This is a genomic window from Roseococcus thiosulfatophilus (genome assembly GCF_017311575.1).
Taxonomy (GTDB): domain Bacteria; phylum Pseudomonadota; class Alphaproteobacteria; order Acetobacterales; family Acetobacteraceae; genus Roseococcus; species Roseococcus thiosulfatophilus.
The window spans coordinates 1-19,820 of the sequence record NZ_JAFFQY010000026.1; the positions used below are offsets into that span (position 1 = coordinate 1).

The 19,820-nt window shown below is 71.2% G+C and carries 23 protein-coding genes and 1 tRNA gene; 16 read left to right on the top strand and 8 right to left on the bottom strand.

Annotated features, from left to right (window positions below; all coding sequences use genetic code 11):
• Positions 1-236: 236 nt before the first annotated feature.
• Positions 237-326 (bottom strand) — tRNA-Ser (locus JTN19_RS11285).
• Positions 327-534: 208 nt separating this feature from the next.
• Here JTN19_RS11285 and rplU point away from each other — a divergent pair.
• The 10 genes from rplU (at position 535) to JTN19_RS11335 (ending at position 9,559) form a co-directional block, all read left to right on the top strand.
• Positions 535-855, top strand: a complete 321-nt coding sequence (gene rplU / locus JTN19_RS11290; RefSeq protein ID WP_206932512.1) for a 50S ribosomal protein L21 — start codon at positions 535-537, stop codon at positions 853-855.
• A 16-nt stretch (positions 856-871) separates the two neighbouring features.
• Positions 872-1,141: a 50S ribosomal protein L27 gene (gene rpmA / locus JTN19_RS11295; RefSeq protein WP_184386253.1), complete on the top strand. Its 270-nt coding sequence runs from the start codon at positions 872-874 to the stop codon at positions 1,139-1,141.
• 191 nt (positions 1,142-1,332) lie between these two features.
• Complete coding sequence (obgE, locus tag JTN19_RS11300; RefSeq protein ID WP_206932513.1) at positions 1,333-2,328, top strand: GTPase ObgE; 996 nt, start codon at positions 1,333-1,335, stop codon at positions 2,326-2,328.
• A gap of 18 nt (positions 2,329-2,346) precedes the next feature.
• Complete coding sequence (gene atpH / locus JTN19_RS11305) at positions 2,347-3,024, top strand: ATP synthase F1 subunit delta (protein ID WP_242531074.1); 678 nt, start codon at positions 2,347-2,349, stop codon at positions 3,022-3,024.
• A gap of 1 nt (position 3,025) precedes the next feature.
• Complete coding sequence (gene atpA / locus JTN19_RS11310) at positions 3,026-4,558, top strand: F0F1 ATP synthase subunit alpha (RefSeq protein ID WP_206932514.1); 1,533 nt, start codon at positions 3,026-3,028, stop codon at positions 4,556-4,558.
• A gap of 20 nt (positions 4,559-4,578) precedes the next feature.
• A complete protein-coding gene (locus tag JTN19_RS11315) occupies positions 4,579-5,457 on the top strand; it encodes a F0F1 ATP synthase subunit gamma (protein WP_206932516.1) in 879 nt (292 codons plus the stop codon).
• A 10-nt stretch (positions 5,458-5,467) separates the two neighbouring features.
• Positions 5,468-6,907: a F0F1 ATP synthase subunit beta gene (gene atpD / locus JTN19_RS11320; RefSeq protein ID WP_206932517.1), complete on the top strand. Its 1,440-nt coding sequence runs from the start codon at positions 5,468-5,470 to the stop codon at positions 6,905-6,907.
• A gap of 166 nt (positions 6,908-7,073) precedes the next feature.
• Positions 7,074-7,487, top strand: a complete 414-nt coding sequence (locus JTN19_RS11325; RefSeq protein ID WP_206932518.1) for a F0F1 ATP synthase subunit epsilon — start codon at positions 7,074-7,076, stop codon at positions 7,485-7,487.
• Positions 7,488-7,592: 105 nt separating this feature from the next.
• Positions 7,593-8,459, top strand: coding sequence for a ferritin-like domain-containing protein (locus tag JTN19_RS11330; RefSeq protein ID WP_206932519.1), 867 nt, complete (start codon positions 7,593-7,595; stop codon positions 8,457-8,459).
• Positions 8,460-8,461: 2 nt separating this feature from the next.
• Complete coding sequence (locus JTN19_RS11335) at positions 8,462-9,559, top strand: endo-1,4-beta-xylanase (protein ID WP_340643313.1); 1,098 nt, start codon at positions 8,462-8,464, stop codon at positions 9,557-9,559.
• A 1-nt stretch (position 9,560) separates the two neighbouring features.
• On the opposite strand, the gene JTN19_RS11340 is transcribed toward JTN19_RS11335, so the two are convergent.
• Together JTN19_RS11340 and JTN19_RS11345 are read right to left on the bottom strand one after the other, a co-directional pair.
• On the bottom strand, positions 9,561-11,237 hold the full coding sequence (locus JTN19_RS11340; RefSeq protein ID WP_340643314.1) for a cation:proton antiporter: 1,677 nt from the start codon (positions 11,235-11,237) through the stop codon (positions 9,561-9,563).
• Between the two features lie 24 nt (positions 11,238-11,261).
• Entirely contained in the window at positions 11,262-11,816 is a 555-nt protein-coding gene (locus tag JTN19_RS11345) for a tetratricopeptide repeat protein (protein ID WP_206932520.1), read from the bottom strand.
• Positions 11,817-11,864: 48 nt separating this feature from the next.
• Between JTN19_RS11345 and JTN19_RS11350 the strand changes: the two genes are divergently transcribed.
• Complete coding sequence (locus tag JTN19_RS11350; RefSeq protein ID WP_206932526.1) at positions 11,865-12,653, top strand: EcsC family protein; 789 nt, start codon at positions 11,865-11,867, stop codon at positions 12,651-12,653.
• A 93-nt stretch (positions 12,654-12,746) separates the two neighbouring features.
• On the opposite strand, the gene JTN19_RS11355 is transcribed toward JTN19_RS11350, so the two are convergent.
• The 4 genes from JTN19_RS11355 to JTN19_RS11370 all read right to left on the bottom strand — a co-directional run bounded on the left by JTN19_RS11355 (position 12,747) and on the right by JTN19_RS11370 (position 15,896).
• A complete protein-coding gene (locus JTN19_RS11355) occupies positions 12,747-13,877 on the bottom strand; it encodes a GGDEF domain-containing protein (RefSeq protein ID WP_206932530.1) in 1,131 nt (376 codons plus the stop codon).
• Between the two features lie 78 nt (positions 13,878-13,955).
• Positions 13,956-14,885: an AEC family transporter gene (locus tag JTN19_RS11360; protein WP_242531075.1), complete on the bottom strand. Its 930-nt coding sequence runs from the start codon at positions 14,883-14,885 to the stop codon at positions 13,956-13,958.
• Between the two features lies 1 nt (position 14,886).
• Complete coding sequence (locus JTN19_RS11365) at positions 14,887-15,282, bottom strand: hypothetical protein (protein WP_206932531.1); 396 nt, start codon at positions 15,280-15,282, stop codon at positions 14,887-14,889.
• Positions 15,283-15,338: 56 nt separating this feature from the next.
• Positions 15,339-15,896, bottom strand: a complete 558-nt coding sequence (locus JTN19_RS11370; RefSeq protein ID WP_408901873.1) for a bactofilin family protein — start codon at positions 15,894-15,896, stop codon at positions 15,339-15,341.
• Positions 15,897-16,053: 157 nt separating this feature from the next.
• On the opposite strand from JTN19_RS11370, the gene JTN19_RS11375 reads away from it, so the two are divergent.
• The 3 genes from JTN19_RS11375 to JTN19_RS11385 are packed head-to-tail and all read left to right on the top strand — an operon-like array spanning position 16,054 to position 17,898.
• Positions 16,054-17,031 carry an adenosine kinase gene (locus tag JTN19_RS11375; protein WP_206932533.1) on the top strand — a complete coding sequence of 326 codons (978 nt, stop codon included), beginning with the start codon at positions 16,054-16,056 and terminating at the stop codon, positions 17,029-17,031.
• Positions 17,028-17,423, top strand: coding sequence for a hypothetical protein (locus tag JTN19_RS11380; protein WP_206932535.1), 396 nt, complete (start codon positions 17,028-17,030; stop codon positions 17,421-17,423). Before JTN19_RS11375 ends, JTN19_RS11380 begins: the two co-directional genes overlap by 4 nt.
• A gap of 1 nt (position 17,424) precedes the next feature.
• Positions 17,425-17,898 carry a YybH family protein gene (locus tag JTN19_RS11385; protein WP_206932537.1) on the top strand — a complete coding sequence of 158 codons (474 nt, stop codon included), beginning with the start codon at positions 17,425-17,427 and terminating at the stop codon, positions 17,896-17,898.
• Here JTN19_RS11385 and JTN19_RS11390 read toward each other — a convergent pair.
• Positions 17,885-18,298 carry a hypothetical protein gene (locus tag JTN19_RS11390; RefSeq protein WP_206932538.1) on the bottom strand — a complete coding sequence of 138 codons (414 nt, stop codon included), beginning with the start codon at positions 18,296-18,298 and terminating at the stop codon, positions 17,885-17,887. The genes JTN19_RS11385 and JTN19_RS11390 overlap by 14 nt on opposite strands.
• A gap of 110 nt (positions 18,299-18,408) precedes the next feature.
• Between JTN19_RS11390 and JTN19_RS20160 the strand changes: the two genes are divergently transcribed.
• Both JTN19_RS20160 and JTN19_RS11400 read left to right on the top strand, forming a co-directional pair.
• Positions 18,409-19,407, top strand: a complete 999-nt coding sequence (locus tag JTN19_RS20160; protein ID WP_242531076.1) for a helix-turn-helix domain-containing protein — start codon at positions 18,409-18,411, stop codon at positions 19,405-19,407.
• Positions 19,302-19,820 (top strand): tripartite tricarboxylate transporter substrate-binding protein (locus tag JTN19_RS11400; protein ID WP_340643315.1); only part of this gene is annotated, 519 nt, incomplete at its 3' end. The genes JTN19_RS20160 and JTN19_RS11400, both read left to right, overlap by 106 nt.

Sequence of the window (19,820 nt, forward strand, 5' to 3'; positions counted from 1 at the left end):
AAGTGAGGTTCGAACCAGGGCAATCGCACACCGGCCTGAGACCGGCCTCTTACCTGGGTTTCTGCGTTCCGTACTAAATCGGCCAAGTCAGGAGGTCCGGAGAGAACTGGCCTCCGGAGACCGATTTCCCGCCTTCGCCGCGCCGAGCCAGTCAACAGGTCTGCCCCGAAAACCCCAGGAAGCCTGCCACTCAGCGCGGCGGTCGGTCTGGCGGAGAGCGGGACGCCTCAGGGAACTGGCGGACAGGGTGGGATTCGAACCCACGGTAGGCTTGCACCTACTTCGGTTTTCGAGACCGACGCGATCGACCACTCCGCCACCTGTCCGAACGGGCGCGTTCATAGTCGGCCCCGCGGCCCAGCGCAACCGTCCCACCGCTTGACTCGCTGGCCCCCGGACCCTAAACGCTCCCACTCCCGGGCGGCGCTGGCGTGTCGCCCGTGGTGGTTCTTGGGGTTCGCCCAAGGGCCGCCGACCCATTTTCAAGTGATGCGGGCCCGTTTACGCCACGCGGCGGCCCGAGAGGCGCGTGTGATGACCTTTGCAGTGATCCGCACCGGCGGAAAGCAATACCGGGTGACACCCAATGCGGTGCTCGCCGTCGAAAAGCTGGAGGCCGAGCCCGGCGCCACCATCACCTTCCATGAGGTGCTGGCCATGGGCGGCGAGGGCGGGCTGCACATCGGCGCGCCCACCGTGCCCGGTGCCGCCGTGACGGCCACCGTGCTCGAGCAGACCCGCGGCGACAAGGTGCTGATCCTCAAGAAGCGCCGCCGCAAGAACAGCCGCCGCAAGCGCGGCCACCGCCAGCACATGACCGTGCTGCGCGTGGCCAGCATCGGCGCGGCCGCCTGAACAGGAGACACCCCAGATGGCACACAAGAAGGCAGGCGGCTCCTCGCGCAACGGCCGCGACTCTCCCGGGCAGCGGCTCGGCGTGAAGAAGTTCGGTGGCGAGCATGTGCTGGCCGGCAACATCCTGGTGAAGCAGCGCGGCACCAAGATGAAGGCGGGCCGCAATGTCGGCGTCGGCCGCGACCACACGCTCTTCGCCCTGATCGAGGGCCATGTGAAGTTCGAGCGCAAGGCCGAAGGCCGCGTGCATGTCTCGATCGAGGCGCCCAAGCTCGCCGCGGAGTGACCGCGCCGAACCTGGTATAGGATCAGGCGGGGGCCCTTCGCGGCCCCCGTTTTCGTTTCCGGCCCCGCCACCCCGACCCCAATTCCGGGGGGGGGGGTAGGGGGGCGCCGCCCCCCTTGCCGCCGCGCAGATAGGGTTGGCGTGGCGGCTATCTGCGCGGCGGCACAGAATATCTCGCGGCGGCACAGAACATGAAATTCCTCGACGAAGCCAAGGTCTATCTGAAGTCGGGCGATGGCGGTGACGGCGTCATCGCCTTCCGGCGCGAGAAGTATATCGAGTTCGGTGGACCCGATGGCGGCAATGGCGGCCGCGGCGGCAGCGTCTACGCGGAGGCGGTGGAGGGGCTGAACACTCTCATCGACTACCGCTACGCCCAGCATTTCAAGGCCCGCAAGGGCGGCAACGGCGCCGGCAGCGACCGCACCGGCGCGGCCGCCGAGGATGTGGTCCTGAAAGTCCCCGTCGGCACCCAGATCCTGGACGAGGACCGCGAGACCCTGGTCGCGGACCTCGATGCCCCCGGCAAGCGCGTCCTGCTCTGCCAGGGCGGCGATGGCGGCCGCGGCAACGCCCATTACAAGACCAGCACCAACCGCGCCCCCCGCCGCGCCGACAAGGGTTGGCCGGGCGAGGAACGCTGGGTCTGGCTGCGCCTGAAGCTGATCGCGGATGCGGGGCTGGTCGGCCTGCCCAATGCCGGCAAATCCACCTTCCTGGCCGCCGTGACGGCGGCCAAGCCCAAGATCGCGGACTACCCCTTCACCACGCTCCACCCGCAGCTGGGCGTGGTGCGCCTCAACGCCACCGAGGAATTCGTCCTGGCGGACATCCCGGGGCTGATCGAGGGTGCTTCGGAGGGGGCTGGCCTCGGCACCAGGTTCCTGGGGCATGTGGAGCGCTGCAAGGTGCTGCTGCACCTGATTGACGGCAGCCAGGCCGACCCCGCCGGCGCCTACCGCCTGATCCGCCATGAACTGGCGGAATATGGCGCGGGGTTGGAGGACCGGCCGGAGATCGTGGTGCTGAACAAGCTGGACGCCATGACGCCCCAGGCCCGCACCTCGCGGATGAAGGCGCTGGAACGCGCCGTGGGCGCGCCGGTCATGCTCGCCTCGGGCGCCACGGGCGAGGGCGTGCCCGAAATCCTGCGCCGGCTGATGGACGTGATCCGCGCGAAGGGGTGATCAGGCGGCCTCGCTTGGTTGCCGTGCAGCAATGCCTATGTTAAGGCGCCCGCGCTGGAGGGGGATGGCCCCGCCGGCCTTCAGGAACAGGACCGGGACCGCACAGTGGGCGCCGAGACCATTTCCACCGACGCGCCAGCCAATGGCGGCGTTGCCGCGCGTTATGCGCTGGCCCTGCTGGGCCTCGCGGATGACGCGCGCCAGGCCGATGCCGGCGCGCTGGACCGTATCGCCAATGACCTCGACGGGCTGTTCAAGCTCTATCGCGAGGACCAGACCTTCCGCGCCTTCGTGCAGGACCCCCGGCTTTCCGCCGCCGACCAGCAGCGCGCGATCTTCGCCCTGTTGGAAAAGGCCAAGGCCGGCAAGGAAATCACCAACTTCGTGGGCGTGCTGATCGCGAATCGCCGCCTGTCGCACCTGCCTGAGATCGCGGCCGCCTTCGGCGCCAAGCTCGCGGAACGCCGTGGCCAGCAGGTCGCGCATGTCACCACCGCCTTCCCGCTGACCGACACGCAGCGCGCGGCCGTCACGGCCCGGCTGACGGAAGCCGGTTTCTCCGGCGTGAAGCTGGCGGAGAAGGTGGACACCAACATTCTCGGTGGGCTGATCATCCGGGTCGGCTCGCGTCTCTACGACAATTCGCTCAAGTCCAAGCTGCAGCGCCTGCAGTTCGCCATGAAGGGGGCCGCCTGAGATGGAAATCCGTCCGGCTGAGATTTCGGAGATCCTGAAGCAGCAGATCGCGAGCTTCGACGCCGAGGCCAATGTGGCCGAGGTGGGCACGGTGCTGACGGTGGGCGACGGCATCGCCCGCGTCTACGGCCTGCAGAACGTGATGGCCGGTGAGCTGGTGGACTTCCCCTCCGCCGGCGTGAAGGGCATGGCGCTGAACCTCGAGACCGACAATGTCGGCGTCGTGATCTTCGGCAATGACCAGGGCGTGAAGGAAGGCGACACGGTCAGCCGCACCGGCTCGATCGTGGACGTGCCGGTGGGCAAGGGCCTGCTGGGCCGCGTCGTGGACGGTCTCGGCAACCCCATCGACGGCAAGGGCCCGCTGACGGATGTGGTCCGCCGCCGCGCCGAGCTGAAGGCGCCCGGCATCATGCCGCGCAAGTCGGTGCATGAGCCGATGCAGACCGGCATCAAGGCCATTGACGCGCTGATCCCCATCGGCCGCGGCCAGCGCGAGCTGATCATCGGCGACCGCCAGACCGGCAAGACGGCGGTGATCGTGGACACGATCATCAACCAGAAGTCCGTCAACGCCACGGGCGACGAGAAGCAGAAGCTCTACTGCATCTATGTCGCGGTGGGGCAGAAGCGTTCGACCGTCGCCCAGCTGGTGAAGCAGCTGGAGGAGAGCGGCGCGCTCGAATACTCCATCATCGTGGCCGCCACGGCGTCGGACCCGGCGCCCATGCAGTTCCTGGCGCCCTACACGGGCTGCGCCATGGGCGAGTTCTTCCGCGACAACGGCATGCACGCGGTCATCTTCTATGACGACCTGTCCAAGCAGGCCGTCTCCTACCGCCAGATGTCGCTGCTGCTGCGCCGTCCGCCGGGCCGCGAGGCCTATCCGGGTGACGTGTTCTACCTGCACAGCCGCCTGCTCGAGCGCGCGGCGAAGATGAACGACGATTTCGGCGCGGGTTCGCTGACGGCGCTGCCGGTCATCGAGACCCAGGCCGGTGACGTGGGCGCCTATATCCCGACCAACGTGATCTCGATCACCGACGGCCAGATCTTCCTGGAGACCGAGCTGTTCTACAAGGGCATCCGCCCCGCGGTGAACGTCGGCATCTCGGTCTCGCGCGTCGGTTCCGCCGCGCAGATCAAGGCGATGAAGCAGGTGGCCGGCAAGATCAAGCTGGAGCTGGCCCAGTATCGTGAGATGGCGGCCTTCGCCCAGTTCGCCTCCGACCTGGACGCCACCACCCAGTCGCTGCTCGCCCGCGGCGCGCGCCTGACGGAGCTGCTGAAGCAGCCCCAGTTCAAGCCCGTCCCGGTCGAGGAGCAGGTGGTCGCGATCTTCGCCGGCACGCGCGGCTACCTCGACAAGCTGCCCATCTCCAAGGTGGGCGAGTTCGAGGCGCGGCTGCTCTCCGGGCTGAAGTCCAGCGCGCCGGACATCCTGGCCTCGATCCGCACGGATCGTGAGATCAAGAAGGATGTCGAGGCCAAGCTGGTCGCCTTCCTGGACGACTTCGCCAAGTCCTTCACCTGATCAGGCTGGAATAGACGCCCATGGCCAGCCTGAAGGCACTGCGTACGCGGATCAACAGCGTGAAATCCACGCGAAAGATCACGCAGGCGATGAAGATGGTGGCTGCCGCCAAGCTGCGCCGCGCGCAGGCCCAGGCGGAGGCCGCCCGCCCCTATGCCGAGCGGATGCAGCGCATGCTGGCCTCGCTCGGCGCCTCGGTGGCCGGCAACCCGGACGCGCCGCGCCTTCTGGTGGGCACGGGGGCCGACAAGGTCCATCTGCTCGTGGTGGTCACGGCCGATCGCGGCCTGGCCGGCCCCTTCAACACCAATGTGGGGCGCTTCGCGCGCAACCGCATCCGGGCGCTGGAGGCCGAGGGCAAGACGGTCAAGATCCTGTCGGTGGGCCGCAAGGGCGCGGCCTATCTGAAGCGCGAATTCCCCAGCCGCTTCGTGGGCGAGATCACCTTCGCCGGCAAGAAGCGCATCGGCTTCGAGGAGGCGCAGGACATCACGGCCCGCATCTCCGCGATGTTCGAGGCGGGCGAGTTCGACGTCTGCGCGCTGGTCTACAACCGCTTCCGCAACGTGATCAGCCAGACGCCGGTCGAGCAGCGCCTGATCCCCGCGCCGCTGCCCGAGGTGGCGCCGGCCGAGGGCCCCGCGCCGATCTACGAATATGAGCCGTCCGAGGAGGAGATCCTCGCGCAGATCCTGCCGCAGAACCTGGCCATCCAGGTCTATCGCGCGCTGCTGGACAGCGCCGCGGGCGAGCAGGGCAGCCGCATGACGGCCATGGACAACGCCACGCGCAACGCGGGCGACATGATCAACAAGCTCACTCTCAATTACAACCGCACACGCCAGGCGAACATCACCCGCGAGCTGATCGAGATCATCTCCGGCGCTGAGGCGCTCTGACCCGAGGGATATGCAGGCCATGAAGAACAATGTCGGTCAGGTGACCCAGGTGCTCGGCGCCGTGGTGGACGTGCAGTTCCCCTCCGAGCTGCCGGCGATCATGAACGCGCTGAAGGTGCAGATCGGCGAGGCCACCCTGGTCCTCGAAGTCGCGCAGCACCTGGGCGAGCGCACGGTGCGCTGCATCGCCATGGACACCACGGACGGCCTCGTTCGCGGCTCCGAGGTGGTGGACACCGGCGCGGGCATCTCGGTGCCCGTCGGCAACGCCACGCTGGGCCGCATCCTGAACGTGATCGGCGAGCCGATTGACGAACGCGGGCCGGTGAAGGCCGAGAAGACCTACACCATCCACCGCGAGGCCCCCTCCTTCGAGGACCAGGCGACCTCCGCCGAAATCCTCGTCACGGGCATCAAGGTCATTGACCTGCTGGCCCCCTACCTGAAGGGCGGCAAGATCGGCCTGTTCGGCGGCGCCGGCGTGGGCAAGACCGTCACCATCCAGGAACTCATCAACAACATCGCGAAGGCGCATGGCGGCGTGTCCGTCTTCGCCGGCGTGGGTGAGCGCACGCGCGAGGGCAATGACCTCTACCACGAGATGGTGGATGCGGGCGTCATCAAGCTGAACGACGATGGCAGCACCGATGGCTCCAAGGTGGCCCTCGTGTATGGCCAGATGAACGAGCCGCCGGGTGCGCGCGCCCGCGTGGCGCTGTCGGGCCTGTCCATCGCGGAATATTTCCGCGATGAGCAGGGCCAGGACGTGCTGTTCTTCGTGGACAACATCTTCCGCTTCACCCAGGCCGGCGCGGAAGTGTCGGCGCTGCTGGGCCGCATCCCCTCCGCGGTGGGCTACCAGCCGACGCTGGCCACCGACATGGGCGCCCTGCAGGAGCGCATCACCTCCACGAAGAAGGGTTCGATCACCTCGGTGCAGGCCATCTACGTGCCCGCCGACGACTTGACCGACCCGGCACCCGCCACCTCCTTCGCGCACCTGGACGCGACGACGGTGCTCAACCGCTCCATCGCGGAGCTGGGCATCTTCCCGGCCGTGGACCCGCTGGACTCCACCAGCCGCGCCATGGACCCCCGCGTGGTGGGCACCGAGCATTACGAGACGGCGCGTGAGGTCCAGAAGATCCTGCAGACCTACAAGTCGCTGCAGGACATCATCGCCATTCTCGGCATGGACGAGCTGTCGGAAGAGGACAAGCTGATCGTGGCGCGCGCGCGCAAGATCCAGCGCTTCCTGTCCCAGCCCTTCCACGTGGCCGAGGTCTTCACCGGCTCGCCCGGCGTCTTCGTGAAGCTGGAGGACACGATCCGCAGCTTCGCCGCCATCTGCAAGGGCGAGTATGACCACCTGCCGGAGGCCGCCTTCTACATGGTGGGCACGGTGGAAGAGGCCGTGGCGAAGGCCGAGAAGCTGAAGCAGGCGGCTTGATCTAAGCCCTCAGGCGCCGGGCGGCGGCGTTCGCCGCCTTGGCTACGCCGCGCCACGGGCGCGCCTGAGGGGCAAGTCGGTTGGGCGGCGCCGGCCGCGTTGCGGCCGGATCCTCGGAGGACGGCACCCCTCTCTTCGGGTGGCGCTTGATGGAATGGGTGGGCACATGGCCACGTTCGAACTGGAACTCGTCTCGCCGGAGAAGCTGCTGCTCTCCCGGCCCGTCGAGATGGTGATCATTCCCGCCGCCGAGGGCGACATGGGCGTGCTGCCCGGGCACGTCCCCATGATCGTGACGCTGCGCGGCGGCGTGATCTCCGTGCGCGAGAACGGCCAGGAGACGGAGCGCATGTTCGTGCGCGGCGGCTTCGCCGAGGTGGGCCCCACCCGCGTCACCGTCCTGGCCGACACGGCCGTGCCGGTGGCCAGCCTTTCCCGCGCCGAGGCCGAGCGCCTGATCGAGGCGGCGGAGCGCGACTACCAGGCCGCCGCCGCCAATGACACGCCCGAGAAGCGCGAGGCCGCGATGAACCACCTCCTGGCGATGCGCGCCATGAAGGACGCCGCGCAAGCGGCTTGAAAAGGCGCGGTTCCCGGCGCATCTCCCCAGTGACGGGCGGGGCTGTGCGGCCCCATCATCTTGGGAATCGCAAGCCGGGACGCCGGCGCAGGGGTCGCGCGGGGCATGAAGCACTGGACACTGGATCAGGTTGCCTGGGACCGCTTCGACCCGTCGAAGGTGGACCCGGAGGTCATCCCCCTGGTCAAGGCCGCCGCCATGGTCGAGCGCAATGGCGATGACTACGCCCTCTACCTGAAGAGCGTCTTCCGCGACGACCCGGACTTCCAATACGCCGCCGACAACTGGGCCGTGGAAGAGGTGCAGCATGGCGACGCGCTGGGCCGCTGGGCCAGCCTCGCCGACGCCTCCTTCGACTATCCCGCCGCCTTCGCGCGCTATCGCGCCGGCTACACGATCGACATCAAGGCCGATGCCTCCATCCGCGGCTCCCGCACGGGCGAACTCATCGCGCGCTGCATGGTGGAGACGGGCACCAGCAGCTACTACACCGCGCTGGGCGAGGCCTCGGACGAGCCGGTGCTGAAGGAGATCTGCCGCCTCATCGCGGCCGATGAGTACCGGCATTTCAAGCTCTTCTACGACCATATGAAGCGCTACCTGGCGCGCGAGAACCTCTCCTTCCCCAAGCGGCTGCGCGTGGCGCTCGGCCGCGTGGGCGAGACGGAGGATGACGAACTCGCCTTCGCCTTCCATTGCAGCAATGACGCGCCGGGCGTGGCCTATGAGCACAACCGCTGCATCACGGGCTATATGGGCCGGGCCATGGGCTTCTATCGCTTCCGCCATATCGAGCGCGGGATGGGCATGATCTTCAAGTCCATCGGGCTGGAGCCGCGCGGCCGCGTCTCGGGCCTCGCCGCGCGCGCGGCCTGGAAGCTGCTCTGCTGGCGGCGGGACCGCTACCGCCAGGCCATGGCGCGGGAGGTGGCGGCCAATGGCAACGCCCTTCCCGCCCAGCAGGCCGCCTGAGGGTGCGCCTGCCGCGTCGCCTGGCGCTGGCCGCCGTGGCCACCCCCTTCCTGCCGCGCGGCAGCGCCGCCCAGGCCGAAGGGCTGCGTGCCGTCACCCGCGCGCGGGGCATCACCTTCGGCACCGCCATCCGCCATGACCTGCTGCAATCGGACCCCGCCTATGCCGCCCTGGTGGCGCGCGAGGCGGAGCTTCTGGTGCCGGAATGGGAGGCCAAGTGGGACGCGCTGCAGCCCGAGCCCGGCCGCTTCGAGTTCGGGCCGCTCCGCAGCATCGCCCTCTTCGCCCGCACCCACCAGCAGCGGCTGCGCGGCCATGCGCTGCTGTGGCACATCGCCAACCCCGCCTGGCTGGAACCCGCGCTCGCCCAGGGCGAGGCGCGCGCCGCCGCCGTCATGGAGGCGCATTTCACCGCCGTCCTGCGCGAGACGCATTCCTACATCCGCGACTGGGACGTGCTGAACGAGGTCATCGCCAACCCGCCCGGCAGCGACAATCCCAGCCCCACCCAGGATGATCTGCGGCCCACGCCCTGGCTCCGGGCGCTGGGCCCCGGCTATCTCGAGCGCGCGCTGCGCCTCGCGCGCGGGCTGGACGCCACGCTGCGCCTCACGCTGAACGATTACGGCGTGGAGGCCGACACGCCCTGGGCCGAGGCCAAGCGCCAGCGCCTGCTGCGCGTCGTGCGCCGGCTGGTGGAGCGCCAGGTGCCGCTGGACGCGGTGGGCATCCAGGCGCATCTGCAAATGCGCGACCCCTTCCGGGCCGAGCCCTTCCTGGCCTTCGTCCAGGCGTTGCGCGGGCTGGGGCTGGCCGTCCTCATCACCGAGCTGGATGTGCGGGAGCCGGACCAGCTCGCCCCCACCATCCCCGAGCGGGACGCGGCGGTGGCGGACTACGTGACGCGCTTCCTGTCGGCCGCCATCGAGGGCGGCGCGCGCACGGTCCTGACCTGGGGCCTGACCGACCGCAATTCCTGGCTGGCGGAGGAGGCGGGCGTGGCCCGCGCCGATGGCCAGCGCACCCGCGGCCTGCCCTTCGACGAGGCGCTGCGGCCCAAGCCCTTCCATGCCGCGCTCAGAAGGGTGTTGGGCGGCTGATTCACCCCTCCGCCACCAGCTCCGCCGCCCGTGCGGCCGCGTCGTGGAAGGGCAGCAGCACCAGGTCGGCGCCACGGGCGCGCAACGCTTCGGCCTCGCTCGCGGCATGGGCCGTGACGGCGGCGCGGCCGGTGAAATGCACCGCCTTCAGCCCGTCCAGCAGCGCCAGGCGATGGTCCTCCTGCGTCAGCCCGCCGCGCACGGCGGGCGCGGCCGAGACCACCCAGCGCACCCCCTCCAGCGGCAGGGATGCGATCAGTTCCGGGTCGCTCGCATCGCCATAGATCGCGGGCAGGCCCGCCTGGTGCCAGCGGCGCACCACCTCCGGGTCGAAATCCACGCCCAGCACGCGCAGCCCGCGGTCGCGCAGCCGGCGGGAAATGGCGTCGCCGAAGCGGCCCAGGCCGAAGACCACCACATCGGCGCCATCCGGGTCGGGGCCGGTGTCGCCGCTCGCCTGGGCCTCGCGCCAGGGTTCGCGCCGCTCGAACAGCTTGAGCGGCGTGTCGAGCCAGGCCGCCAGCCGGTGCGAATGCGTGATCATGTAGGTCGAGGCTGCGATGGTCACCATGCCCACCAGCGTGACCAGGCCGAGCGAGGCCTCGGCCACATGCCCCAGCGCCACGCCCATCGCCATGAAGATCAAGGAGAATTCGCTGATCTGCGCCACCGTCAGCCCGGCCAGCAGCCCGGTGCGGCGGCGGTAGCCCATATAGCCCATGATCGCGACCACGATCAGCGGGTTGCCCACCAGCACGAAGACCGACAGCACCATGGCGGCGAAGGCCTGTTCGCCCAGGCCGCCCAGGTCGAGGCGCGACCCCAGCGCGATGAAGAAGAACAACAGAAGAAAGTCCCGCAGGCTGGACAGCCGCGCCGCGATCGCCTCGCGGAAGGGGGTGGAGGCCAGCGCCACGCCCGCCAGCAGCCCGCCCAGTTCCTTGCCGAGGCCGACATAATCGCCGATCGCCGCCAGCAGCGCCGCCCAGCCGATGGCGAAGCCCGCCAGCAACTCCGGCGCCCGGGCGAGCCGCGACGTGACCGGCTGCGCCAGGTAACGGATCACCACGCCCACCACCACCAGCATGACCACGCCGCCTAGCAGCACCCGCAGCAGCCCCGCCGCCGCCGAGGCCTGCCCCTGGCCCGCCGCGAGTGCGGAGACCACCACCATGCACAGCACCACGAAGATGTCCTGGACAATCAGGAAACCCAGCGCGATGCGCCCGTGCAGGCTGTCAATCTCGCGTTTGTCGGACAGCAGCTTCACGATGATGATGGTGGAGCTGAAGGTCAGCGCCACCGCCACATAGAGGCTGGTCAGCGCGTCCAGCCCCAGGGCCAGGCCCAGCAGGAAGCCGATGACGGCCGTGAAGGTCACCTGCCCGAGGCCCGTGGCCAGCGCCACCGCGCCCAGGCTCCGCACCAGGCCGAGGTCCAGCTTCAGCCCCACCAGGAAGAGCAGCACGGCGATGCCCAGTTCCGACAGCAGTGCGATGTATTCGTCCGATTGCGCGATGCCGAGCGCCGAGGGCCCCGCCAGGATGCCCGCCGCGATCAGCCCCACGATGAGGGGCTGGCGCAGCAGCAGCGCCACCATGCCCCCCGCCGCGCCCAGCACCAGAAGGGCCGCCACCTCGTAGAAGACGGAGGCCGCCAGGATGTCCTGCAAACCCACTTGTGATGTCCCTCAACCCTCGCGTCAGTCTCGCACGCGAGGGCCGGGCGGGCTACATCGCCTCGCCTTCCGCGGCCCGCACCAGCTCGCGCAGCCGGGCCGCGCCGCCGGGCAGGCGGGGGTGGATCTCCAGCGCGGCGCGGAAGCTGCGCAGCGCGCCGGAGGCGTCCCGCGCAGATCGGTCGCCGCGCCCTGCCGGTCGCCCACCGCCGCATGGGCCTGGGCGCGCCAATGCCAGGCATCGGCCAGGCTCGGTTCCAGCAGGATGGCGGCGTCGAAATCCTCCAGCGCATCGCCTGGCTGGCCGCCGCGCAGGGTGCGGATGCCGCGGTTCAGCAGCAGCGCCACGGCCGGCGTGGCCTGGCGCGACCAGAGCTGGCGCACCGCCGCCTCCGCCATGCGGCCGCCGGCCTCGTCGGGGGCGGTGCGGAGCGCGTCGAAGGCGCGGTCCAGCTCCCGTTGCAGCAGCTCCGGCGCGGCGGGGGACTGGACCGGCAACGCCGGACCCCCCAATTGCGCTGGTGCGGGTGTGGCGAGGCCCATCAGGATCGCGGCGAGTGCGGGCAGGGCAGGGCGCATGGGCGATTGTCCCCGGGCGCCCCCGCCCACGCAAGAAGGAACAGGCGGATGAGCGGAGAACTGACCACCCTGACCCAGCCCGACAGCGAGGCCGTGCTGGCGCAGGCCGCCGCCGACTACCTGGCCGCGCGCGGCCGGCTGATGTCGGCGCTGGAACAGGCGGGCCGTTTCGTCCAGATGGGCCTGAACCGCCTGCCGCCCGAGGTGCAGAAGATGGTGGCGGAACGCGCGCGCGACGGGCTGGAACTTGCCTTCCGCACCGCCATCCTGGGCCTCGAGCCCGGCGCGCGGCCCGAGCGCAGCGCCGCCTACAAGCTGGGCGGCGCGCTGTCCGGCGCCATGGGCGGCATGGGCGGCTTCGCGACCACGCTGGCGGAACTGCCGGTGACCACGGGCCTCATCATGCGCTCGGTGGCCGACATCGCGCGCGGCCAGGGCCTCGACCTGCGCGACCCGGAGGTGCGGACGGCTTGCGTCGAGGTCTTCGCCTTCGGCGGCCCGCTCGAGGAGGATGACGACGCCGACATCGCCTTCTGGGCCACGCGGCTGGCCGGGCAGGAGATGGCGCAGCTGATGGCCAATGTGGTGCTGCGCTACGCGCCCGCGATGATGACCAAGCTGGGCGCCCAGGCCGTGCCGCTGGTGGGGGCGGCGGTGGGGGCGGGGCTGAACCTCGTCTACATGGAATTCTACCAGCGCATGGCCCGCGTGGTCTTCTCGCTGAAGCCGCTGGAACAGCGGCTGGGCCGGCAGGTGGTGCGCCAGCGCTTCGCCGAGGTGGTGGACGCCCGCCGGCGCGCGCTGGGGCACGACGCGCGCTTCCGCAGCCGCGATTGACGCCTGGCACAGGGGGCGTTCAAGCACCCTGCGCCAGCCCTCGTCGGGCGCGAGATGCGGCGCTTTCGCTGGTGCCGCCTCAAAGCACGGCGCCTACCGCCAGGAAAGCGGCCGCGCCTCCCCCGGCTCCCCGGCGCCCGCATCCTCGCGCGCGGGATCTTCGGGCATGAGCGGCATGTCCAGCGCCACCCGGTCCCGCCCCTGGCGCTTCGCGTCATAGAGCGCGGCATCGGCCCGGCCCAGCAGCGCCTCGCCCGTTTCGGGCGGCTGGAGCTGCGCGACACCGAGCGAGATGGTGACCGAAAGCTGTTGCCCCTCCGCGCCGATAATGAAGCCCTCCCCCGCCACGGCGCGGCGCAGCGAATCCGCCAACCCGGCGGCCGCCCCGCGGCAGGTGGCGGGCAGGATGGCGGCGAATTCCTCGCCCCCCACCCGCGCCAGCCGGTCATGCGGGCGGGCCCATTCGCGCAGCGTGTCGGCCACGCCCCGCAGCACGGCATCCCCGGCCGGGTGGCCGTGGGTGTCATTGACCGACTTGAAGTGGTCAATGTCGAACATCAGCAGGCAGAGGGGCGCCTGCTCGGCGGTGGCGCGGCCCAGCGCCTCGGCCAGGCGTTCCTCGAAGGCGCGGCGGTTGGGCAGGCCGGTCAGCGCATCGGTGGCGGCGGCGCGGCGGGCCTCGTGCAGGGCGTCGCGCAACGCCTCCGCCTCGCGCGCGCGTTCGGCCAGGCGCTGGGCCAGGGTGCGGCTGCTGTGGCACAGCGCCTGGGTGTCGGCCAGGATGCGGCGCAGCGGCTCGTTGAGTGATGGGAAGGCGGCCTCCAGCGTGTCGGTCAGCCCTTCCAGCCGCGTGCCATAGCTCGACGCGTTGTCATGCGCCGTGCCCAGCATGCCCGCCGCGTCGTTCAGCGCGGCCTCCAGCTGGCGGGCGACCTGGCCGATGGCCTGGGCCTGGGGCTCGCCGGCGCAGAAGCGGGCGTGCATCTCGTTCAGGTCGGCCTGTTCCAGCCGGCCCTGCGTGGCCAGGCGCGCATCCAGCGCGTCATGCAGCTCCGGATGGGTGCCGGCGTGATAGCTGAACCAGACCAGGTAGTTCTCCGGCGAGGGGCTCATCCGGTGGTCCAGCAGCGACTGCATGGTGGCATGGGCGGTGCTGATGGCCGGGTCGCGGCCTGGCGTAGTGCCCTTTCGCGGGTCGCGCCCGGCTTCGCCCGGTGGTGGCATCTTGGGGTCCTCTTCCGGCGGCGCATGTTGCACCCTTCCCGGTCCGCCAAGGCTTACCCCGGGATGCTGAACGGATGCTTACCGCCCGCCCATCGCCGCCTGCACCACCAGCAGCCAGAGCGGCAGGGTGATGACCGAGAGCAGGTGCTGGCTGGAGGTGATGGCCGCCATCAGCGGCGCATCGCCGCCCATGGCGCGCGCCATCACGTAGCTCGAGGAGGCGGTGGGCAGCGCCATGAACAGCACCGCCATGGCGGTGGCGAGCGAATCCAGCCCCAGCCCCATGCAGAACAGCAGCGTCAGCCCCGGCACCGCCACCAGCTTGAGCGCGGCGGTCCAGAGTTGCAGCGCCACCCGGTCGGTGAGCGCGCCCAGCGTCAGCGCCGCCCCCACCGCCAGCAGGCCCAGCGCCACCGAGGCCCGGCCCAGCGTCTCCATCAGCGGCCGCACACCCACGGGCAGACCGCCCAGCCCCGCCACGGCGAAGCCCACCACGCAGGCCAGGATGAGCGGGTTCAGGGCCAACTGCTTCAGCAGCCGCCAGGGCCGCACCCGCCCGCCATCGCCCAGGGCGAAGGCCGTGGTCGTCACCACCTGCACGAAGGGCACGATCATGCCCGTGGCGAGCCCCCCGAGCGCGAGGCCCGGCAGGCCGAACATGGCGCCCGCGATGGCGAAGCCGACCAGGTTGTTGAAGCGGATGCCGCCCATCAGCACGCTGGTCATGGATTTGTGCGGCTGGCCGAAGCGCCGCGACAGCCAGACCGACACCACGGTGCCGATGCCCAGCGCCGCCCAGATGGCCGCCATCATGCCGAAGATCGGCACCTCGCCCAGCCGGACGGAGCCGATGGCCACCACCAGCAGGGAGGGCAGCAGCACCCAGAAGATCAGCTTCTCGATGCCCGCCCAGACCGCGTCGTCACGCAGCAGGCGGCGCTTCAGCACCGCCCCCAGCGCCAGCAGCCCGAAGGCCGGCACGAAGGCGTCGAGATAGGGGCCGATCAAGTCAGGAGCCAGGGGCGGCGGCGCGCTGCCCCTGGGCCGCGATATCACGCAGGCAGGCGGCCTCCGTCCGCTGGCCCACGCCGCTGGCGCGGGCCTGGGCATGCGTCACGCGCAGGCCCTGGGGGCTGGTGTAGAACATCAAATCGAGCTGGCAGCCCCCGGCGGAATAGAGCCAGACCTCGGCATCGCCCTCGCGCCGGCGCAGCCTGGGCGCGCCGAGTCGGCCGATGACGGTGGCGGGCGCGGCACCCAGCAATTCCTGTACGGCGCCCGGGCCGCGCGGGGCGGCGGCGGGTGCCGTGGCCGAGGGCATGGGCTGCCCCAGCGCGGCGAGCGAGGCCCGCTGGCTGTCCAGCAGCGCCTGGGCCGCCGCGTCTTCGCGCGACGAATCGGCCACGCAGGCGGCCAGCAGCGGCAGCGCCGCCGCCAGCCCCAGCGCGGGCCGGGTCGGGTTCAGCCTTCGCTCGGCAGCATTTCCATGCTGCCCATCAGCGCGCCGCCTTCCTCCACCGAGAGCTTCCGGTAGCGGGCGGTGCCCTTCACCTTGCCGGTGGCGCGGATGACGAGGCTGCCGCGCACCGTGATGTTGCCGTCGAACAGGCCCGCGATCTCGGCGTCCTCGACCTGGACCTCGCCGCGGAAGACGCCGGTGGGGCCGATGGCCAGCTCGGCGGCCTGGATCATCTGGCTTTCCACCGTGCCCTCGACCACCAGGCGCTCGGCGTCGCTCACGGTGCCCTGCAGGCTGATGCCGCGGCCCACGACCAGCGTGCGGCGCTCACCCGCGCCCTGGGGGCGGGGGGCCTGGGCGGTGGCCGGCGGCGCGCCCGGGCGCGGGGCCTGGACGGGTGTCGCGGGCTTGGGCGGCATGCCCACCGGCGCATTGGCCGAGGGCGCCTGGCGATAGGTGGGAACGGCCAGGTCCTGGTCGCGATTCGGTGTCGTGTTCATGGAATCCCCCGTGGACGGCGCATCCGGCGCGTCATCCTTCTTGCGACCGAAGATGGACATGTGCGGCGCTCCTTGCTTCTGGGCGGGCGGCGAAGCGGGCGTTATAGCGCCCATGCCCCAGCCGGCAACGCCGCCCCCCGAAGATTCCTTCGCTGATTTGCATTCAGCGCGATCTGGCTTAACCGGAACACCTCCTCAATCCGGCACAGGCCCCCGCATGACCGCACCCAGCCTCGACATCCTCGGCATCGGCAATGCCATCGTGGATGTGCTCGCCCCCTCCGACGACGCCTTCCTGGCGGCGCGCAAGCTCAACAAGGGCGGCATGCAGCTGATCTCGACCGAGGAGGCGGAGGCGCTCTACGCCGCCATGCCGCCCGGCGTGGAAAGCTCGGGCGGGTCGGCCGGCAACACCTGCGCGGTGGCGGCCGCCCTGGGGGCCCGGGTGGGCTTCCTGGGCAAGGTGGCCGATGACCAGCTGGGCGCGGTCTTCGCGCACGACATCCGCGCCGCCGGCGTGCATTTCCCGACCGCGCCCCTGAAGGGCGGCGCCCCCACCGCCCGCTGCCTGATCCTGGTCACGCCCGATGGTCAGCGCACCATGAACACCTATCTCGGCGCCTGCGTCACCTTCGGGCCGGGTGATGTGGACGCGCAAGAGGTGGCCCGCGCCCAGGTGGTCTACCTGGAGGGCTACCTGTTTGACCCGCCGGAGGCCCAGGCCGCCTTCCGCGCCGCCGCGAAGGCCGCCCATGCCGCCGGGCGCCAGGTGGCGCTGACGCTCTCCGACCCGTTCTGCGTGGGCCGCCACCGCGCCGCCTTCCGCGACTTCGTGAAGGGCGAGACGGACATCCTCTTCGCCAACGAGGCCGAGATCCTCTCCCTCTACGAGACTGAGGATTTCGAGGCCGCCGCCGCCCAGGTCGCGCGCGAGGTCAAGATCGCGGCCCTGACCCGCAGCGAGCATGGCAGCGTGATCCTGGCCGGTGGCGAGCGCCATGTCGTCGCCGCCCAGCCCACCAAGGTCGTGGACACCACCGGCGCGGGCGACGCTTATGCCGCGGGCTTCCTGGCGGCACTCACGCGCGGCCTGCCCTTGCCCGAATGCGGCCGCTGGGGGAGCATCGCGGCGGCCGAGGTGATCAGCCATTACGGCGCGCGCCCGCAGGCCGACCTGAAGGAGCTTGTCGCATGATGCGTCTGCCGGCCCTTTTCGCCGCCCTTGCCCTCGCGCTGCCCGGCGCGGCCCTCGCCCATCATGGCGACAGCCAGGCCCAGGCCCGGGCCATCCGGGACGTGCAGGAGCAGCGCGCCCGGCTGCTGGCCGAATCCGCCCCCGCCCAGCTCCGCGCCGCCGCGCGCGCCCTGCGGGAGGGCCGCGACGCCGAGGCGCAGGAATGGCTGGAACGCGCCGAGACCCGGCTGCTGACCGGGGTGGCGCGGCCCGTCTCCGGCGCGCCCGCCCTGAACCCCGGCGCGCGCCACGTCTCCGCCGCCCGCGCCGCCCTGCGCGAGCATGACACCCAGCGCGCGCGCCGCGAAATCCGGGCCGCGCTGGACATGCTCGGCCATTCGGCGGGGCGCTGAGATGCAGGCGCCCCCGCTGCCGGACGCGCCGCCCGCCATCCGCGACGCCATCCTGGATTGGCTGGACCGCTTCGCCGCCTGCGTGCGCGAGGTGGACTACAAGTCGGCCTATCCCTTCTGGCACCCGCGCATCATCGCCTTCGGCACGGTGCAGGCGCTGGTGGAGGGGCTGGAGAGCTTCCGCGACCGGCAATGGGACAGCGTCTGGCCCCGCACCAGCGATTTCCGCTTCCCGCCCGAGGCGGCGCGGGTGCTGGCCAGCGCGGATGGGAGCATGGCGGTGGCCATCGCCCCCTTCACCTCGACCGGCTATGCGCCGGACGGCACCCCCTTCGACCGCCCGGGCCGCACCACGCTGATCCTGGTGCCGAACCCGGGTGAGGGCGAGAAGTGGCTGGCGGTGCACAGCCACATGTCGCTGGCCAAGGGCGTGCCGCCCGACAGCCACGCGAAGCGGGCGATCAAGGCGAAGTAGCCAGCGCGCCGCGCCCCTGCCGCATCCCGGCCCATTGCCCCAGGCTGAAGGCCAGCACGGCCCCGGCCTGGGCCAGCAGGAAGGCCATGCCGAGCCCGGTCGGCGCCACCCCGAACCAGGGCTGGGCCACCGCGGCGAAGAGCACGCAGTCCAGCACATAGACCAGGTTCAGCGCCACGATGGCGCCGACGAGGCGCGGCGGGTTCACGGCCCGCAGCCCGACCCAGGCCACCAGCGCGGCCCAGGGCAGGAACAGCGCGCCGGCCACGCGCAGCAATGTCTCGGGCAGGCCCAGCCAGGGCGCCAGCGCGCCGGCCGCCAGCACCAGCAAAAGACCGGTGGCGCCGCTGCCCGCCGCATCGGCCAGCATCCAGAAGCGCAGGGTGGGGGTGGTGTGCATCTCAAGCCTCCATCGGGTTGCGATGGGGCATCCTTTGCCGGCGCCGCGCGGGAAAGCGATGACGTCGGAGGTCATCGCCGCGCGACCATCCCCCGCGCTAGCGTCGCGGCATGACCACACCTCCCCCCATCGGCGCCCTGCTGCGCGGCTGGCGCCAGCGAAGGCGCCGCAGCCAGCTTGACCTGGCGCTCGACGCCGAGATCTCCCAGCGGCACCTCAGCTACGTGGAATCCGGCCGCGCCGCGCCCAGCCGCGAGATGGTGCTGCGCCTCGCCGACCAGCTGCAGGTGCCCCTGCGCGAGCGCAACGCCCTGCTGCTCGCCGCCGGCTACGCGCCCAGCTTCGTGGAGCGGCCGCTGACCGAACCCTCCATGCAGGCCGCCCGCGCGGCGGTGGAGGCGATCCTGGCCGCGCACATGCCCCACCCCGCGCTCGCCGTGGACCGGCACTGGAACATGGTGGCGGCCAATGGCGCGGTGGCACCGCTGCTGGCGGGCATCGAGGTCACGCATCCGGTGAACGTGCTGCGCCTCAGCCTGGACCCCGCGGGCCTCGCGCCGCGCATCCACAACTTCGCCGAATGGCGCCACCACATCCTGGAGCGCCTGCACCGCCAGGTGGAGATGAGCGCGGATGCGGGCCTGGCCGCGCTGCTGGCGGAACTTTCGGCGCTGCCATCGCCGCCGCCCCGCGCAGAGGCGCCGCGCGCGGTGGCCGGCCTGGGCGGGCTGGTGGTGCCGATGACGCTGGACACGAAGCTCGGCCCCGTCGCGCTGATCGCGACCACCACCGTCTTCGGCGCGTCCCGACCACACACAAGGCCCAAGGAGGAAACGCGATGGAACGTCGCACACTTCTGGCCGGGCTGCCGCTCGTCCTCGCCACCCCGCATGTCGCGCGCGCGCAAGCCTGGCCGAACCGGCCCATCCGCCTGGTGGTGGGCTGGCCGCCTGGCGGCTCGGTGGACATCCTCGCGCGTGTGCTGCAACCGCGGCTGCAGGCGGTGCTGGGCCAGCCCGTCACCATCGAGAACCGCGCCGGCGCCACCGGCTCGGTCGGCGCCGCGGAGGCCGCGCGCGCGGCGCCCGACGGCCACACCTGGCTGGTGACGGTGGACAGCCACGTCATCCTGCCCTCCGTCATGCGCCTGCCCTATGACACGCGGCGGGACTTCGCGCCCGTGATGCTGGTGGGGCGCGGGCCGCTGGTGGTGACGTCCCATCCCTCCAGCCCCTGGGCCGGATTCCCGCAACTGGTCGAGGCCGCGCGCGCCGCCCCGCGCGGCAGCATCAACTACGCGACGGCCGGCATCGGCACGCTGATGCATGTGGCCATGGTGCAGTTGTGCAACCTGGCGGGCGTGGAACTCACGCACGTGCCCTATCGCGGCGGCGCGCCCGCGCTGGCCGATGCGCTGGCGGGCCATGTGCCGCTCTTCGTCACCAACGCGCCGGTGGGCGGGCCGCATGTGCGCAACGGCGCGCTGAAGGGCTTCGGCGTGACCACGCGCGAGGCCTGGCGC

What these genes read in the sequence shown, in the direction of transcription:
- rplU (WP_206932512.1), top strand. Translation starts at nt 535, where the DNA reads ATGACCTTTGCAGTGATCCGCACCGGCGGAAAGCAATACCGGGTGACA.
- rpmA (WP_184386253.1), top strand. Translation starts at nt 872, where the DNA reads ATGGCACACAAGAAGGCAGGCGGCTCCTCGCGCAACGGCCGCGACTCT.
- obgE (WP_206932513.1), top strand. Translation starts at nt 1,333, where the DNA reads ATGAAATTCCTCGACGAAGCCAAGGTCTATCTGAAGTCGGGCGATGGC.
- atpA (WP_206932514.1), top strand. Translation starts at nt 3,026, where the DNA reads ATGGAAATCCGTCCGGCTGAGATTTCGGAGATCCTGAAGCAGCAGATC.
- JTN19_RS11315 (WP_206932516.1), top strand. Translation starts at nt 4,579, where the DNA reads ATGGCCAGCCTGAAGGCACTGCGTACGCGGATCAACAGCGTGAAATCC.
- atpD (WP_206932517.1), top strand. Translation starts at nt 5,468, where the DNA reads ATGCAGGCCATGAAGAACAATGTCGGTCAGGTGACCCAGGTGCTCGGC.
- JTN19_RS11325 (WP_206932518.1), top strand. Translation starts at nt 7,074, where the DNA reads ATGGCCACGTTCGAACTGGAACTCGTCTCGCCGGAGAAGCTGCTGCTC.
- JTN19_RS11330 (WP_206932519.1), top strand. Translation starts at nt 7,593, where the DNA reads ATGAAGCACTGGACACTGGATCAGGTTGCCTGGGACCGCTTCGACCCG.
- JTN19_RS11345 (WP_206932520.1), bottom strand. Translation starts at nt 11,816, where the DNA reads ATGCGCCCTGCCCTGCCCGCACTCGCCGCGATCCTGATGGGCCTCGCC.
- JTN19_RS11350 (WP_206932526.1), top strand. Translation starts at nt 11,865, where the DNA reads ATGAGCGGAGAACTGACCACCCTGACCCAGCCCGACAGCGAGGCCGTG.
- JTN19_RS11355 (WP_206932530.1), bottom strand. Translation starts at nt 13,877, where the DNA reads ATGCCACCACCGGGCGAAGCCGGGCGCGACCCGCGAAAGGGCACTACG.
- JTN19_RS11370 (WP_408901873.1), bottom strand. Translation starts at nt 15,896, where the DNA reads ATGTCCATCTTCGGTCGCAAGAAGGATGACGCGCCGGATGCGCCGTCC.
- JTN19_RS11375 (WP_206932533.1), top strand. Translation starts at nt 16,054, where the DNA reads ATGACCGCACCCAGCCTCGACATCCTCGGCATCGGCAATGCCATCGTG.
- JTN19_RS11380 (WP_206932535.1), top strand. Translation starts at nt 17,028, where the DNA reads ATGATGCGTCTGCCGGCCCTTTTCGCCGCCCTTGCCCTCGCGCTGCCC.
- JTN19_RS11385 (WP_206932537.1), top strand. Translation starts at nt 17,425, where the DNA reads ATGCAGGCGCCCCCGCTGCCGGACGCGCCGCCCGCCATCCGCGACGCC.
- JTN19_RS11390 (WP_206932538.1), bottom strand. Translation starts at nt 18,298, where the DNA reads ATGCACACCACCCCCACCCTGCGCTTCTGGATGCTGGCCGATGCGGCG.
- JTN19_RS20160 (WP_242531076.1), top strand. Translation starts at nt 18,409, where the DNA reads ATGACCACACCTCCCCCCATCGGCGCCCTGCTGCGCGGCTGGCGCCAG.